Annotated in this window: 11 protein-coding genes; 6 read left to right on the top strand and 5 right to left on the bottom strand. The window is 51.2% G+C overall.

All coding sequences use genetic code 11. The features are described 5' to 3' along the window. Positions 1 to 435: 435 nt before the first annotated feature. Positions 436 to 1,131, top strand: coding sequence for an Eco47II family restriction endonuclease (locus Q0X35_RS03690; protein WP_297565571.1), 696 nt, complete (start codon positions 436 to 438; stop codon positions 1,129 to 1,131). A gap of 64 nt (positions 1,132 to 1,195) precedes the next feature. Next, entirely contained in the window at positions 1,196 to 2,443 is a 1,248-nt protein-coding gene (gene dcm / locus Q0X35_RS03685; RefSeq protein ID WP_297565570.1) for a DNA (cytosine-5-)-methyltransferase, read from the top strand. Between the two features lie 374 nt (positions 2,444 to 2,817). Here dcm and guaA read toward each other — a convergent pair whose 3' ends face one another. Beyond that, entirely contained in the window at positions 2,818 to 4,389 is a 1,572-nt protein-coding gene (guaA, locus tag Q0X35_RS03680; RefSeq protein ID WP_297565568.1) for a glutamine-hydrolyzing GMP synthase, read from the bottom strand. A 55-nt stretch (positions 4,390 to 4,444) separates the two neighbouring features. Beyond that, positions 4,445 to 5,626 (bottom strand): pseudouridine synthase, encoded by a 1,182-nt coding sequence (locus Q0X35_RS03675; protein WP_297565566.1) that lies wholly within the window; start codon positions 5,624 to 5,626, stop codon positions 4,445 to 4,447. Between the two features lie 172 nt (positions 5,627 to 5,798). Here Q0X35_RS03675 and pta point away from each other — a divergent pair, with 172 nt between their 5' ends. The 3 genes from pta (at position 5,799) to Q0X35_RS03660 (ending at position 8,611) form a co-directional block, all read left to right on the top strand. Then, positions 5,799 to 6,899 carry a phosphate acetyltransferase gene (gene pta / locus Q0X35_RS03670; RefSeq protein WP_366084412.1) on the top strand — a complete coding sequence of 367 codons (1,101 nt, stop codon included), beginning with the start codon at positions 5,799 to 5,801 and terminating at the stop codon, positions 6,897 to 6,899. Positions 6,900 to 6,979: 80 nt separating this feature from the next. After that, positions 6,980 to 8,155 (top strand): acetate/propionate family kinase, encoded by a 1,176-nt coding sequence (locus Q0X35_RS03665; protein WP_297565564.1) that lies wholly within the window; start codon positions 6,980 to 6,982, stop codon positions 8,153 to 8,155. A gap of 12 nt (positions 8,156 to 8,167) precedes the next feature. Further along, positions 8,168 to 8,611 carry an N-acetyltransferase gene (locus Q0X35_RS03660; RefSeq protein ID WP_297565562.1) on the top strand — a complete coding sequence of 148 codons (444 nt, stop codon included), beginning with the start codon at positions 8,168 to 8,170 and terminating at the stop codon, positions 8,609 to 8,611. Positions 8,612 to 8,759: 148 nt separating this feature from the next. Here the strand turns inward: Q0X35_RS03660 and Q0X35_RS03655 are convergent, their stop codons facing one another. Both Q0X35_RS03655 and Q0X35_RS03650 read right to left on the bottom strand, forming a co-directional pair. Next, on the bottom strand, positions 8,760 to 10,145 hold the full coding sequence (locus Q0X35_RS03655; RefSeq protein ID WP_297565560.1) for an aspartate ammonia-lyase: 1,386 nt from the start codon (positions 10,143 to 10,145) through the stop codon (positions 8,760 to 8,762). A gap of 88 nt (positions 10,146 to 10,233) precedes the next feature. Beyond that, the gene (locus tag Q0X35_RS03650; protein ID WP_297565558.1) at positions 10,234 to 11,349 is read right to left on the bottom strand and encodes a GuaB3 family IMP dehydrogenase-related protein; all 1,116 of its coding nucleotides are present in this window, start codon (positions 11,347 to 11,349) and stop codon (positions 10,234 to 10,236) included. Between the two features lie 367 nt (positions 11,350 to 11,716). Here Q0X35_RS03650 and Q0X35_RS03645 point away from each other — a divergent pair, with 367 nt between their 5' ends. After that, the gene (locus Q0X35_RS03645; protein ID WP_297565555.1) at positions 11,717 to 12,415 is read left to right on the top strand and encodes an exonuclease domain-containing protein; all 699 of its coding nucleotides are present in this window, start codon (positions 11,717 to 11,719) and stop codon (positions 12,413 to 12,415) included. A gap of 124 nt (positions 12,416 to 12,539) precedes the next feature. Here Q0X35_RS03645 and Q0X35_RS03640 read toward each other — a convergent pair. Beyond that, positions 12,540 to 13,822: IMP dehydrogenase (locus tag Q0X35_RS03640; RefSeq protein WP_297565552.1), on the bottom strand; the 1,283-nt coding region annotated here is incomplete at its 5' end.

Raw genomic sequence — 13,822 nt, 5'->3', positions numbered from 1 at the left:
ACCCTTCGCAGCATCGAGGCGGCGATAGCCGCGGCGAACACCCGCATCGATGCGGTGGGCGAAATGCAAGGGCGGTTCGACAGCTTCGAAGGACATCCGTATCTCACGGGTCGCAGAAGCTCGGATGCGAGGCGCGGTAGGGCCCGAAAGAAGGAGGGCGGCGAGCTACCAACCGACTATAACGAGAGGCGCGTGTCGGATTCAGGCCTGAACGAGACCGTCTAACGATAAAGCGGAATGCAATACGACTGAATCGCCTTTGTATACCTTCAATGGTAAGTTTGGGACTTGAGATGCAGATGTTCTTATCCAACTTCATGTGGCAAGGAGTTGTATTTAATCATTCTTGAAGCGGCATAATCGAATCAGCTCGGCGATTTTTCACCTAAGCGTTAGGGTCTGAAGTACAATGAATCCCTAGGCTAGGAGGGAATCATGGCAGATTCAAATCACCAGTACGGTCTCGATTGGCTCGACGAGGACGAGCTATATAAAATCGTTAAGCATGTGTTTGGCAGCTCGATTGAGAAAGCGAAATCGTCCGAGCTTTCAACGCCCCCAGATCCCTTTACTATTGCAGTTCAGGCAGTTCTCTTCGATCAGTCCGCCGAAAGCATGATGGCGTTCGAGAAGTTGCGCGGTGTGAACAAGACGATTTCCAATGCGGTGGGCAATTTCCATCAATGCGTGCTCGGATTGGCGGAAGGTTGGGATAATTTGGGTGCAAATGGGGGCGTGGTTGATCTTATCGTTCGCGAGACTCCAACGTCGAAACCGGTTCATGTCGAAGTGAAGAATCGCTACAATACCATCAAGGCTTCTGATGAGAAAGCTGTTTGGGATAAGCTAGATATGCTTGCCAGAACCAACAACAGCGTTTCGTATCTTGTTCAGATTGTTCCTAAGAATCCAGTGAGATACGATAAGCCCTGGAATGTTTCTGGTCGCTCAGAACGCGATCATGTTCGCTGCTGTGATGGGGCTACGGCATACGCATGGGCCTTTAAGAAAGAGAATGCGCTCGAAGAGTTGTATGAGGTTTTTCCTGATATCTTGAGCGATGTCCTCGGACGATCCTACGACAAAACTGGAATGAGGGATTATTTCTTCATCAGTATGCCGGAATCCTAGTAAAGTTGGCTCATTTGCACTACAATAACCCTTACATATGTAAGGGTTATTTTTAAGGTGTTTTATGAGCAAGCAACTGGTTAGCGTCACAGCAGCTGCAAAGGCATTGGATGTTTCTGCGGATACTATCCGCAGATGGAATAAGCTTGGTCTGATTAAGGCGACGCGCGATAGAAACCAAAAGAGACTGTTCAATCTCGAAGAGATTATTCGCTTACAGAAGAAGCTCAAAGGAGAGGGGGAGCAAGTCTCTTTTAAGGTTCTTCGAGCTGAGAAGATGTTTGAGGAAGTGACTTGTATCGACCTTTTTGCAGGCGCAGGCGGAACGGCTTTGGGTTTTGCCAATGCTGGATTGCATCATACGTTCCTTAACGAGCTCAACGATAAGGCAGTTGCCACGCTGAAGGCCAATAGTGAGAAATACGGGCTTAACTGGAATATTGATGGCCGCGATGTCCATGAAGTTATGTTCGAGGGAATGCATGCAGAGGTGATCCAGGCGGGATTCCCTTGCCAAGCGTTTAGCTATGCCGGTAAATCGCGTGGTTTCGAAGATACCCGAGGGACGTTGTTCTTTGAGTTCGCCAGAGCGGTGAAGGAGATTCGGCCAAAAATAGCGATCGGGGAAAACGTCCGCGGTTTGTTGAAGCACGATGGCGGGAGGACGCTTGAAACCATGCTCAACACTCTCGACGAGCTTGGCTACAGAGTCAACTACCGCGTGCTTAGGGCGCAGTATCTAGACGTACCCCAAAAACGGGAGCGTCTCATCATCTTCGCCGTAAGGAAAGACCTCGACTGCCCGATTCTGTTCCCGAAAGAGAAGGACTACTTCATTTCACTGCGCGAAGCGTTGAAGGATTGTCCTGCATCCGATGGCCAGAAGTATCCGGAAAAGAAAAAGCTTGTGATGGAAATGGTTCCCGAAGGCGGCTACTGGCGGGATTTACCCGAGGCCGTCGCGAAGGAATACATGGGAGGTAGCTATTACCTTAGCGGCGGCAAGACGGGAATGGCAAGGCGTCTCTCGTGGGATCAGCCGAGCCTGACGCTCACATGCGCACCGGCTCAGAAGCAAACCGAACGCTGTCATCCTTCTGAGACGAGGCCGCTTACCGTGCGGGAGTATGCCCGCATCCAGACTTTTCCCGATGACTGGGAGTTTGAGGGGAGCCTTTCGGACAGATACAAGCAGATCGGGAACGCCGTGCCGGTCAACCTTGGCTATCACATAGGTCGATGTGTGCTTGCTTCGCTAGGTTATATAGACAAAACTGACGAGATGGAGCAAGTTGATCCTTTGGCGTTGTAGGACATTTAGGATAAGAAAATATACATTTCTCCAGGTGATCTACTGATTGAGTATCATGTGACCTCAATGAGTACTAACTGAGTATCAACCGCTGAAGCATCAGTACTTCAGCGGTTTTTCTTTATTTTGCAGAAGACGTATTGATTTAAAGGCTTAAAAAGGGCGTATATGTATTAGTTGAATAAATGACCTGCAGTGGCACATAATTGACGACTCAAAAACGCACGTCAGAAGCCAGTTTTCAAGCAAAGCGGCTGATTATCCGTATCCGCCATTCCCAGTGGCTTGCGTATTACCCCAGCTAAATGCATAAAAATAGAGCGCCCTGGTAAACCCCAGGACGCCCTAAAAACTAATACATTAGCGCACTGTTATTATTCCCACTCGATAGTCCCCGGCGGCTTCGAGGTGCAGTCAAGCACTACTCTGTTGACCTCCGGCACTTCGTTGGTAATGCGATTAGAAATCTTCGCCAACAAATCGTATGGCAGGCGGTACCAATCTGCGCTCATGGCGTCTTCTGAACTTACTGGGCGCAGCACGATTGGATGCCCATAAGTACGGCCATCTCCTTGTACACCTACCGAACGCACATCAGCGAGCAGCACCACTGGGCATTGCCAGATTTCTCGATCCAGCCCCGCTGCACTCAATTCTTCACGAACGATTAAATCGGCCGCCCGCAGCGTATCGAGCCCGGCGCGCGTAACTTCTCCAACTATGCGGATACCTAGCCCCGGCCCCGGGAAAGGCTGGCGCCACACGATATTATCGGGGAGTCCCAATTCTTTTCCGATGGCGCGCACTTCGTCTTTAAACAGATCACGCAGCGGCTCTACCAGTTCAAACTGTAGATCTTCCGGCAATCCGCCCACATTGTGGTGCGATTTGATATTCGCTGTGCCTTCGCCGCCCCCCGATTCCACTACGTCTGGATAGAGGGTGCCTTGCACTAAAAACTTTATTTCTTTCCCAGCTTCGCCAGCTTCGGCAATTAACTTCCGCTGTGCTGCTTCAAAGGAACGAATAAATTCCCGCCCGATGATTTTACGCTTCTGCTCTGGCTCAGTTACACCCGCCAACGCCTGCAAGAAACGCTCCGATTCATCTACCGCCAAAATTTTCATGCCGCGTGCCCCGGCGTAATCGCGAATTACTTGCTCCGCTTCTCCGGCGCGCAATAGACCGTGATCCACAAATACGCAGGTGAGCTGATCACCAACCGCGCGGTGTACGAGCGCAGCTGCCACAGAAGAATCTACTCCGCCAGAAAGCCCGCAGATTACTTCCCCGCTCCCTACTTGGGCGCGAATCTTAGCGACTTGCTCATCGATTATAGACGCAGAATTCCAGTTAGGAGCCAGGCCCGCCCCGCGCTGTAAAAAGTTGCGGAATATTTCGTTGCCGCGCTCCGAATTGCGCGCCTCGGGGTGCCACTGCACTCCGTAAAGTCGGCGCGCATTGTCTTCAAAAGCAGCTACCGGCGCAGCTGGAGTAATGGCAGTTACGGTGAAACCCTTTGGAGCAGCGGTGACGGCGTCTCCATGGCTCATCCACACCATTTTTTCTGCTTCGCCCGCATCCCATAGGTGGCTAGGAGCGAGGATTTTTGCCGTGGTCGCACCGAATTCCCGATTGCCAGTCTCGGCTACTTTCCCTCCCAAGGCTTCCGCCATCTGCTGGAATCCGTAGCAGATACCTAGCACCGGAATTCCGGCTTCTAAAAGCGCCGCATCTAAAACAGGAGAATTCTTCGCATATACCGAAGCAGGGCCACCTGAAAGTACAATAGCTAGCGGACGCTTAGCCAAAATTTTCTCCGCGCTCCACGAATGCGGCACTAGCTCCGAGTAATACCCTACATCTCGTATTCTTCGAGCGATGAGTTGCGCATACTGCGCGCCATTATCTACTACCACTACCGGGCGGATTTCTGCGTTATTCACTCTTCTAAGATTAGCGGAGCGCACGCAAAATTCCTATTCCGAATAAATCGCGGCTCTATTCCACACCCGGTACTCCTAAGTGCCGCGCGGAAATAATCTGGGTATTTTCTCCGGTGTAGGGATCGATAAATTCCAGCTCTTTTGCCAGGAGCTGTAAGGGTAATTGGCGCGCCTGCGCCACTTCCGGCGGCAATAGCTGCGGATACAGTGGATCAAATAAAAGCGGCATCTGTAAATAGTTAAAAAGAGCGCGAATTTGGTGGGTAAAACCAGTGTGCGGGCTAATCTCCCACTGTAACGGCCAAAATTCGGAAAAATTCTCTATATTATCGGCAGATTTCTCCAACTCTCCCAGCAGGCGCACCCGAGTGCAAGTGAGAGCCGCCCGCATTCTTCCGCGCGGCACTGCACTGGAATTTCCCATATTTACTGCACTATCGGCCCGCGTATCTGCTGCCGGCACTGCCGATACCGCTGGCGATGCAAAAGGTTTCTCTGCCGATACTAGCGTCTGCATATTTCCGGGCTGACGATACATCCACACTTCTAAATCCGCGCCCGCTGCCGCATCAGACTCTGCCGCCGCATCAGACTCTGCCGCCGCATCAGTCGCCGCACCAGCCCTAACCACCGCATCATCTCTCGCTGCCGTATCATCCCCAGCCGCCACATAAGATCCCCTGCCAGCAGTCAACCCGCGATAGCTTTTTCGCACCTGTTTTCTCTGAAACAGCAACTGATAGGCCCGCCGATACTCCGGCTTCTTCACCAGTAGCAACACTCCCGCCGTCTCCAAATCTAGGCGATGGGCACAGCTAAGCTCGTCATTTTGCAGCTGCCGCCGCGCCGCCACTACGGCGGTTTTCGCCGCATGAATTCCCCGTGGAATACAAGCCAAACCGTGCGGTTTATCAATAGCGACGTAATGCTCCGTTTCCGCCAATACCTCTAGCTGAATTGGAACGGCTGGCTCATCCACCACCGGGCGAAATACCCAAATTTTTTCTCCTGCCCGGTAGGGATAATCTGGGGAAAGCGGGCGGCTAAAATCTCCTAAAAAGCTCTCCTGCTGAAAAGCTTCTTGCCCGGCTACCCCATAGTTATCTACTGCCCATTGCCCGAGAGTACTCCACGGCCCAGGCGGCAGCTGGTAATGAAAAGCATTTATACCGCGGCGTGGCGGCGGAGAAATTTGCTGCCGGCGGCGCGCGCGGCGCTGGCTACGCGGCAGACGCATATTTTCTCCTTCCGTCACCTGCAAAGAAACGGCACCCTGACTCTCTCCTCAGTTTTCTCTACGCTAGAATTAAAGCGGGTTAAACACTTCCATTTATCATACTCCCTTAGTCCTAAAGGAAAACGGGAAGAAATGGCAAAATAAGTGCTAGCCCCCAAAAGGAAGGAAACCTGTGCAGAATTCTTATCTTTCGCCGGTTGCCGGAGGGTCACAGGCAGCGAGCCTACCCCGCACTCCCGAGCAAGTAACTGCCGATATCTTTAGCCGCGCCCGCCAAGAAAAAAAGCGTATCTTGCTGCCAGAAGCAACGGATATACGTATTTTGCAGGCGGCTGCGCTTATTCTGGAGCAAGAAATCGCCGATATTATTTTGCTGGGAGATGCAGAGGATATTCACCAACTCGCCGCAGAGCAACAGTTGAATCTGCAAAAGGCAGAAATTATTGATCCGGCCGATGCGCCGCGGCAAGCAGAATACGCCCAAGCTTTTGCGGAAATTCGTAAAGCAAAAGGGATTACCCCCGCGGCGGCACAAGAAAAAATGCAAGATATTTCCTATTTCGCCACTATGATGGTGCAGATGGGGCAGGCAGACGGCATGGTTTCGGGCGCTCAGCACACCACGGCAGAAACTATTCGCCCCGCGCTGCAAATTATTAAAACCAAGCCGGATACTCCGCTCGTCTCTTCGTCTTTCTTAATGCTGCTCCCCGACCGCCCCTATATCTTTGCCGATTGCGCAGTAAATGTGGCACCTAACCCAGAACAACTAGCGGGAATTGCGCTTTCTTCTGCCGAAACCGCGCGCACTTTCGGAATTTCGCCGCGCATAGCGATGCTTTCATATTCTACTGGTACCTCTGGAAAAGGCGCCGGAGTAGACGCCGTGGCCGCAGCCACCCAGCTGGTAGAGAGTATTGCCCCTGATTTACCGATTGCTGGGCCGATTCAGTTTGACGCCGCAGTAGACGAAACAGTGGCGAAAGCGAAACTACCTAATTCTCCGGTGGCCGGAAAAGCCAATGTCTTTATTTTCCCGGATCTAAACTCCGGTAATATCACCTATAAAGCGGTACAGCGCACGGCCGGAGCAATAGCCGTCGGGCCCATATTGCAAGGGCTAAATAAACCGATAAACGATCTTTCCCGCGGCGCTCTAGTGGAAGATATCGTAAATACCATCGCTATCACCGCTCTGCAAGCCCAAACTGGTACACCGACTGCAGCTGCAGATGCCACACCCCCAGCACCCACAACGACATCTGCATCCTAGCGGAATTTATATATAGATATTTTCGGAATTTTGCACTGGAACTTAAAAAGTAGATTTTAAAAAATATAAAGGAATAGAAAATGGCGGTATTAGTAGTAAATTCTGGATCTTCTTCAATTAAATTTGAAATTATTGACCCGGAAAACGGCGCTTGCTCTACCCGGGGGCTGGTAGAAAGAATCGGCAACTCCATGGGGCACTATCTACTTTATTTTGAAGAGAAAAAACTCAGCCTTTATGAGCCGATCCCCAGCCACGAACACGGCATGGAGCGAATCTTAGAACTCATTGACGAACTTAGCCCCAATCTAGAGGAATTAAATATTACAGCCGTGGGGCATCGCGTGGTACAGGGCGGAAAATACTTCGATAAGGCGGTGCTGATTGACGATACTGTGGAGCGCCATATTCAAGAGTTAATTCCGCTCGCGCCGCTGCACAACCCCGCCCACTTACGCGGAATCCATATTGCCCGGAAGCTGCTCCCCGTGCCACATGTGGCGGTATTCGATACGGCGTTTTTCCGGCATCTACCTCCCGAATCCGCCTACTATGCACTGAATACCGAGATTGCCGAAAAGTACGAAATTCTCCGCTATGGTGCCCACGGCACTTCCCATCAATATGCGGCGGATAAAGTCTGCCGTATGCTGGGGCGGCGCGATTTGAAGCAGATTATTTTCCATCTCGGCAACGGCGCTTCCGCTTCGGCAGTGGTGGGAGACAAAGCCGTAGACACCTCAATGGGGCTCACCCCGCTCGAAGGTCTAGTAATGGGCACTCGTACCGGCGATATAGATCCTGCGGTGGCTTTCCATCTCCAGCGCGTAGCCGGAATGAGCTCGGTGGAAGTGGATGAACTTTTCAATCGCCGATCGGGTATGAAAGGCCTGACCGGAGATAGCGATATGCGGGTAATTTGGAAACGAGCCCAAGCGGGAGAAGAAATCTGCCAGCGGGCGCTCCAAATCTATATACACCGAATACTGCATTACGTAGGCGCATATACTGCCGTAATGGGCGGGCTCGATACAATAACTTTTACGGCAGGAATCGGCGAAAAAGATGATTTACTCCGCGCGGCTGTGCTCGATAGGCTCGCGTCTTTTGGAATTCGCTATAGCGCCGAGTTAAATGCGGAAAAATCGAAAGAAGCGCGTACTATTTCTACCGAAGACTCAAAAGTACAGGTATTGGTGGTGCCAGCTCACGAAGAGCTAGCTATTGCCCGCCAAGTGATGGAAGTGATTTCCTAAGAAAGGATTACCGTGAGTATCTCTACTATCAAAGAAGTGACCCCCGCTCTCGAAGCTGCTTTTCAAAAGCTTATTCCTCAGCTCTCTTCTTCTTCCAAGCCTTTAGATAGGGCCGGATTAGAGCGGCTTCTGGAGCAAAAAAGTTTGGATTTACTTATTTATCAGGATGCCGAGGCCGGAGCAGATGGCCCGATTTTAGGGATGCTCAGCTTGGTCACCTTTGAGATTCCTACCGGCTGGCGCGCCTGGATAGAAGACGTAGTCGTAGATGACGAAGCGCGTGGGCATGGCATTGGCCAGAAGCTAGTAGAAGCCGCAATTGAGTTGGCTCAGCAAAAGGGAGTGAAATCTATCGATCTCACTTCTCGCCCCACTCGCGAAGCCGCTAATCGACTCTATAAGCGCTGTGGCTTTGCCCTGCGGGAGACGAACGTCTACCGCTATGCCGGAAAATAAACTACTTATTAGCTACTAGTTGCGCCACGCAAACTTTTTATAACTTTCTATAACTTCTTAATATAACTACGGGCTGCCAAAGAGGCAGCCCGCAGAGTTTTCACTTAGTAGCGGCGGTTTAGAGCGGCGCAGCTACTAAAAAGAAATTTTAGTAATTTCCGGTCATATTGAGCACATTCAAGGCGTCTTCCAAGGCTTCCATGGTGATTTCGCCCCGCTCTACGAAGCCGAGATCAATCGCCGCTTCTTTTACGGTCAAATTATCTTTCACCGCGTGCTTGGCGATCTTAGCGGCATTCTCATAGCCAATAAGCCGGTTTAGCGGCGTCACGATAGAAGGAGAAGATTCCGCTAGCTCTAGGCAGCGCTCCTTATTGGCAATAATGCCCTTTACCGTGCGCTCGGCCAGTACTTCGGCCACGTTTCCAAGAATCTGGATTGAATCGAGCAGATTCTGGGCCATTACCGGCAACATCACCAAAAGATCGAAATTGCCCTGCGCCCCCGCGAAAGCTATTGCGGCGTCATTTCCGATTACTTGTGCTGCCACCTGCACGGTAGCTTCGGGAACTACCGGATTTACCTTGCCCGGCATAATAGAAGAACCCGGCTGCAAATCAGGAAGATGAATTTCACCAATGCCCGAGCGCGGCCCGGAGCTGGCCCAGCGCAAATCGTTGGCAATCTTCACCAGCGATACGGCGACTGTGCGCAACGCTCCCGAAGTGGCTACCAGCGAATCCTGCGCCGACTGCGCTTCAAAATGATTCTGCGCCTCTACGAGCGGCAAGCCCGTATGCTCTGCAATCAATTCAATTACTCGAGCGGAGAAGCCTTCCGGAGTATTAATTCCGGTACCTACTGCAGTACCTCCCAGCGGCAATTCCGCCAACAGATCCAGGGTGCTCTCAATTCGCGCAATGCCATACTTAATCTGCTGGGCATAGCCAGAGAATTCTTGGCCGAGCGTAATCGGCGTAGCATCCATAAGGTGGGTACGCCCCGATTTCACTACGTCTTTAAATTCAACGGCTTTCTCCGCCAAAGCATCTTCCAGAATCGTTAACTGCGGCAGCAGCTGCTTCGTAATCGCATTCATGGCGGCGATATGGATAGAAGAAGGGAAGACGTCATTCGAAGACTGCGAAGCATTTACGTGGTCATTCGGATGTACTTCCATTCCCGAAGCCTTCGTAGCCAGCGTGGAAATCACTTCGTTCATATTCATATTCGAAGAAGTGCCGGAACCAGTCTGGTATACGTCAATCGGGAATTGGTCGTCATACTTACCACTAATTACTTCATCTGCAGCAGCCACAATCGCATCGCGCCGCTCCGTGCAGATTACGCCGAGCTCCGCATTAGCAATAGCTGCCGCCCGCTTAATATGAGCTAAAGCGTGAATATGTGGAGGAGTCAGCACTTTTCCAGAAATCGGAAAATTATCTACTGCTCGCTGGGTCTGAGCACGATAGAGCGCATCTACCGGCACCTTTACCTCACCCATAGTGTCATGCTCAATACGGTATTCCATATTTTTCCTTACTACTTAGTATTTATTTTTATGCTTTTTTAAGTCTTATCCAGCAATTCTCTATTCTACCCGCAGAACTGCTCCCTAACTAGTATTGCTCCACTGCCATCGGTACGCGCTGGAATTCTTTCACATCGGAATAACCAGTCATCGCCATCGCCTGCTTCAACGCTCCTACTAAATTAGTGGTACCGGAGGCATCTAGAGACGGACCCCAAATAATTTGCTGTAAATCAGCCACCGTGCCTACCTGCACCCGCTCTCCGCGAATCAGTCTCTTATGATGCGCTTCCGCTCCCCAATGAAAACCGCGCCCCGGAGCCTCTTGCGAACGCGCCAACGCCGTTCCCAACATCACCCCGTCTGCTCCACAAGCAATCGCTTTCACTAAATCTCCCGAGGTGGAAACTTGCCCATCAGCAATCACCTGCACATAGCGCCCTCCGGTTTCATCCATGTACTCCCGCCGGGCAGCCGCCACATTTGCTACCGTGGTGGCCATCGGTACTGCCACTCCGACTGTGCGCCGGTTCGCACTGGTGGCGCCTCCCCCAAATCCAGCTAATACTCCAGCCGCACCGGTGCGCATCAAATGCAATGCTGCCGTATAGGAAGCAGCTCCCCCTACTATTACTGGCACGTCTAATTCATAGATAAACCGCTTCAAATTAAGTGGTTCCCGATTCGTAGATACATGCTCAGCGGAGACGGTGGTACCGCGGATTATAAATAAATCCACTCCGGCTTCCACCACCGTACGCCAATACTCTTGCGTACGCGCCGGAGATAAAGCTCCGGCCGTAGGCACACCAGCAGCTCTAATCTCGGCAATACGCTGGGTAATCAGCTCTGCTTTTATCGGCTCACTATATATCTCTTGCATGCGCCGGTGATAGCAATCCGATGGAAGTTGCGCAATCTCTTCCAGATAGGGCGCTGGATCTTCATAGCGCGTCCATAAACCCTCGAGATCTAATACCCCGAGCAAACCCATTTTTCCTAGTTGAATGGCGATGGCAGGCGAAGTCACCGAATCCATTGGCGCACCCATAATAGGGGCATCTAGTAAATAGGCATCTAATTGCCAAGTGACAGATACATCTTCCGCATCGCGGGTACGACGGGAGGGAATTACCGAAATATCATCGAAAGCATATCCCACTCTCGCCAGCTTATTTCGCCCAATTTCTACATCATTGCTCACCCTTTTAGCGTATCCTATATGACCGCTCGGCAGGTAGTCGGCAAGCCGGGCGCTCCCAACTTTCACGAAGAAAAAGATCCATGCCCACAACTACCTACAACTAACCCGCAACTCTCCCATAACTAAGATCTCTACCCGCAACTCTCCCATAACTAAGATCTCTACCCGCAACTAAAGGAAGAAAATTTTTCGGAGGTGCCCTCTATACTAGAAATTGCAGATATCCCTTCGCTGGCGCGGGCAAAATACGCCCGCAGCCGGCAGAAATAATTTCTGTACCGAAAACGTATCAAAAAGCGAATCGCCCGCACTAAGGCCGGAAACAGCACTAGGGCAGCGAAGTAGCTGCGAAAAGAAAAGAGTAACTATGTGGAGTGAAAAGCCCATAATTGGTTTCGATACGGAAACTACCGGTGTAAATCCGCAGGCAGCTCGGCTAGTCACCGCTTCGATTGTAGTGGTGAATGAAACAGAAATAGAAAAACACTATTGGCTAGCCGATCCGGGAGTGGAGATACCGGAAGCTTCGCAGAAGGTGCACGGCATTTCTACTGAGCAGGCCCAAAAAGAGGGGCGGCCTATCGAAGAAGTACTAGAAGAAGTAGCGCAGCTTCTCTATGAGCATTTGACGCAGAATCACGTGCTGGTAGCCTTTAACGCTTCTTACGATTTGACACTTTTAGAAGCTGAGTTACGCCGCCACGATTTACCCACTTTAGAGGAGCGTTTAGGGCGTAATTTAGCACCCATAATAGATCCATATCTGCTCGATAAAGTAGTCGATAAATACCGGAAAGGAAAGCGCAATTTAGAGAGCGTAGCTCGGCACTATGAAGTATGGGATGCAGATGATTTTCATAATGCAGAAGCAGATGTATTGGTTACGCTACGCGTACTTGGAGCAATGCTCCGGCGCTATCCGAAGGTCGCCCAAGAGAGCCCCGAGGTGTTGATGGAGCAACAACTCGAAAGGTATAACGAAAGCGCAGAGTACTTCCGGAAAAAAGCAGCTGCACGTGGGCAAGCATATACGGAAAAGACCGGCTGGCCCTTGGTGCGCGAATAGAGCGAAAGATGGGCACCAGCACCTAAGTAAATCTATAAAAGTAAATCCATAAAAACCGAGCGCCCCGCTCAATTAATCAAGAGCCGGGCGCTCGATTTAATTATTTAAGACCTCAGTGCGCAGTTTAATTCCGCACAGAAGAGTAGTTAGGAGCTTCCACCGTCATCTGCACATCATGCGGATGCGATTCGCGCAACCCCGAAGCAGTGATGCGCACAAAGCGCCCGCGCTGCTTTAATTGCTCAATTGTGCAAGCCCCTACATAGAACATAGTCTGATGTAAACCACCTATGAGCTGGTAGACTACCGAGCTAAGCGGCCCCCGGTAAGGCACTTGCCCTTCAATTCCCTCCGGAATAATCTTATCGTCAGAAGTTACATCCGCCTGGAAGTAGCGATCTTTCGAATAAGATACCCGCCCGCGGGAGCTCATCGCCCCGAGAGAACCCATGCCCCGATAATTCTTATACTGCTTGCCATTTACGAACACTAGCTCGCCTGGAGATTCTTCGCAGCCAGCTAGCAAAGACCCCAACATTACCGTAGAAGCTCCTGCTACCAGCGCTTTCCCGATATCTCCGGAATACTGTAAACCGCCGTCCGCAATCAGAGGCACTCCGGCCGGCTGGCAAGCCTGGGCCGCTAAAGAAATCGCCGTAATTTGTGGCACTCCCACTCCGGCTACTACCCGCGTGGTGCAGATAGAGCCCGGGCCAACTCCTACTTTCACTGCGTCTACCCCCGCGTTAATAAGAGCTTGCGCACCTTCACGGGTAGCCACATTGCCGCCAATTACTTCAATGCCGGCAAAAGCAGGATCTGCTTTAATCTTTTTAATCATTTCCAGCGCCAGCTTCGCTTCTCCATTAGCGGTATCCACTACGAGAATATCTACGCCCGCTTCAGCCAAAGCGCTAGCGCGCTCCCACGTATCTCCCCAGTATCCGATGGCGGCCCCTACACGCAGCCGGCCATCTTTATCTTTTGTGGCATCCGGAAATTGCTCAGATTTTACGAAGTCTTTTACCGTGATTAAACCGGAGAGTTTACCTTCCTCATCTACCAAGGGAAGCTTCTCAATTTTATGCTTTGCCAACAGAGTAGCTGCATCTTGCGGAGCGATGCCGACTTTCCCAGTAATAAGTGGCATCGGCGTCATCACATCCTGCACCTTAATTTCATCCCACTTATCCTGCGGCAAGAAACGCAAATCACGATTGGTAATAATTCCGAGCAGTACATTGTCTTTATCTACTACCGGCAAACCGGAAACGCGATACCGCCCACACAGTTCATCGAGCTGGTCAATCGTGGCCGTGGGAGAAACGGTGACCGGATCACTCACCATTCCCGATTCGGATCTTTTCACTAACCGCACCTGATTTGCCTGCTCTGCAATGGAAAGAT

The organism is uncultured Arcanobacterium sp., from assembly GCF_947253055.1.
Classification (GTDB): domain Bacteria; phylum Actinomycetota; class Actinomycetes; order Actinomycetales; family Actinomycetaceae; genus Arcanobacterium_A.
Note: the sequence above shows the minus strand (reverse complement) of the source record. Positions and strands in the feature narration are given on the sequence as shown.

Coding starts and splice junctions, on each gene's coding strand:
- Q0X35_RS03690 (WP_297565571.1), top strand. CDS start 436: ATGGCAGATTCAAATCACCAGTACGGTCTCGATTGGCTCGACGAGGAC.
- dcm (WP_297565570.1), top strand. CDS start 1,196: ATGAGCAAGCAACTGGTTAGCGTCACAGCAGCTGCAAAGGCATTGGAT.
- Q0X35_RS03675 (WP_297565566.1), bottom strand. CDS start 5,626: ATGCGTCTGCCGCGTAGCCAGCGCCGCGCGCGCCGCCGGCAGCAAATT.
- Q0X35_RS03665 (WP_297565564.1), top strand. CDS start 6,980: ATGGCGGTATTAGTAGTAAATTCTGGATCTTCTTCAATTAAATTTGAA.
- Q0X35_RS03655 (WP_297565560.1), bottom strand. CDS start 10,145: ATGGAATACCGTATTGAGCATGACACTATGGGTGAGGTAAAGGTGCCG.
- Q0X35_RS03645 (WP_297565555.1), top strand. CDS start 11,717: ATGTGGAGTGAAAAGCCCATAATTGGTTTCGATACGGAAACTACCGGT.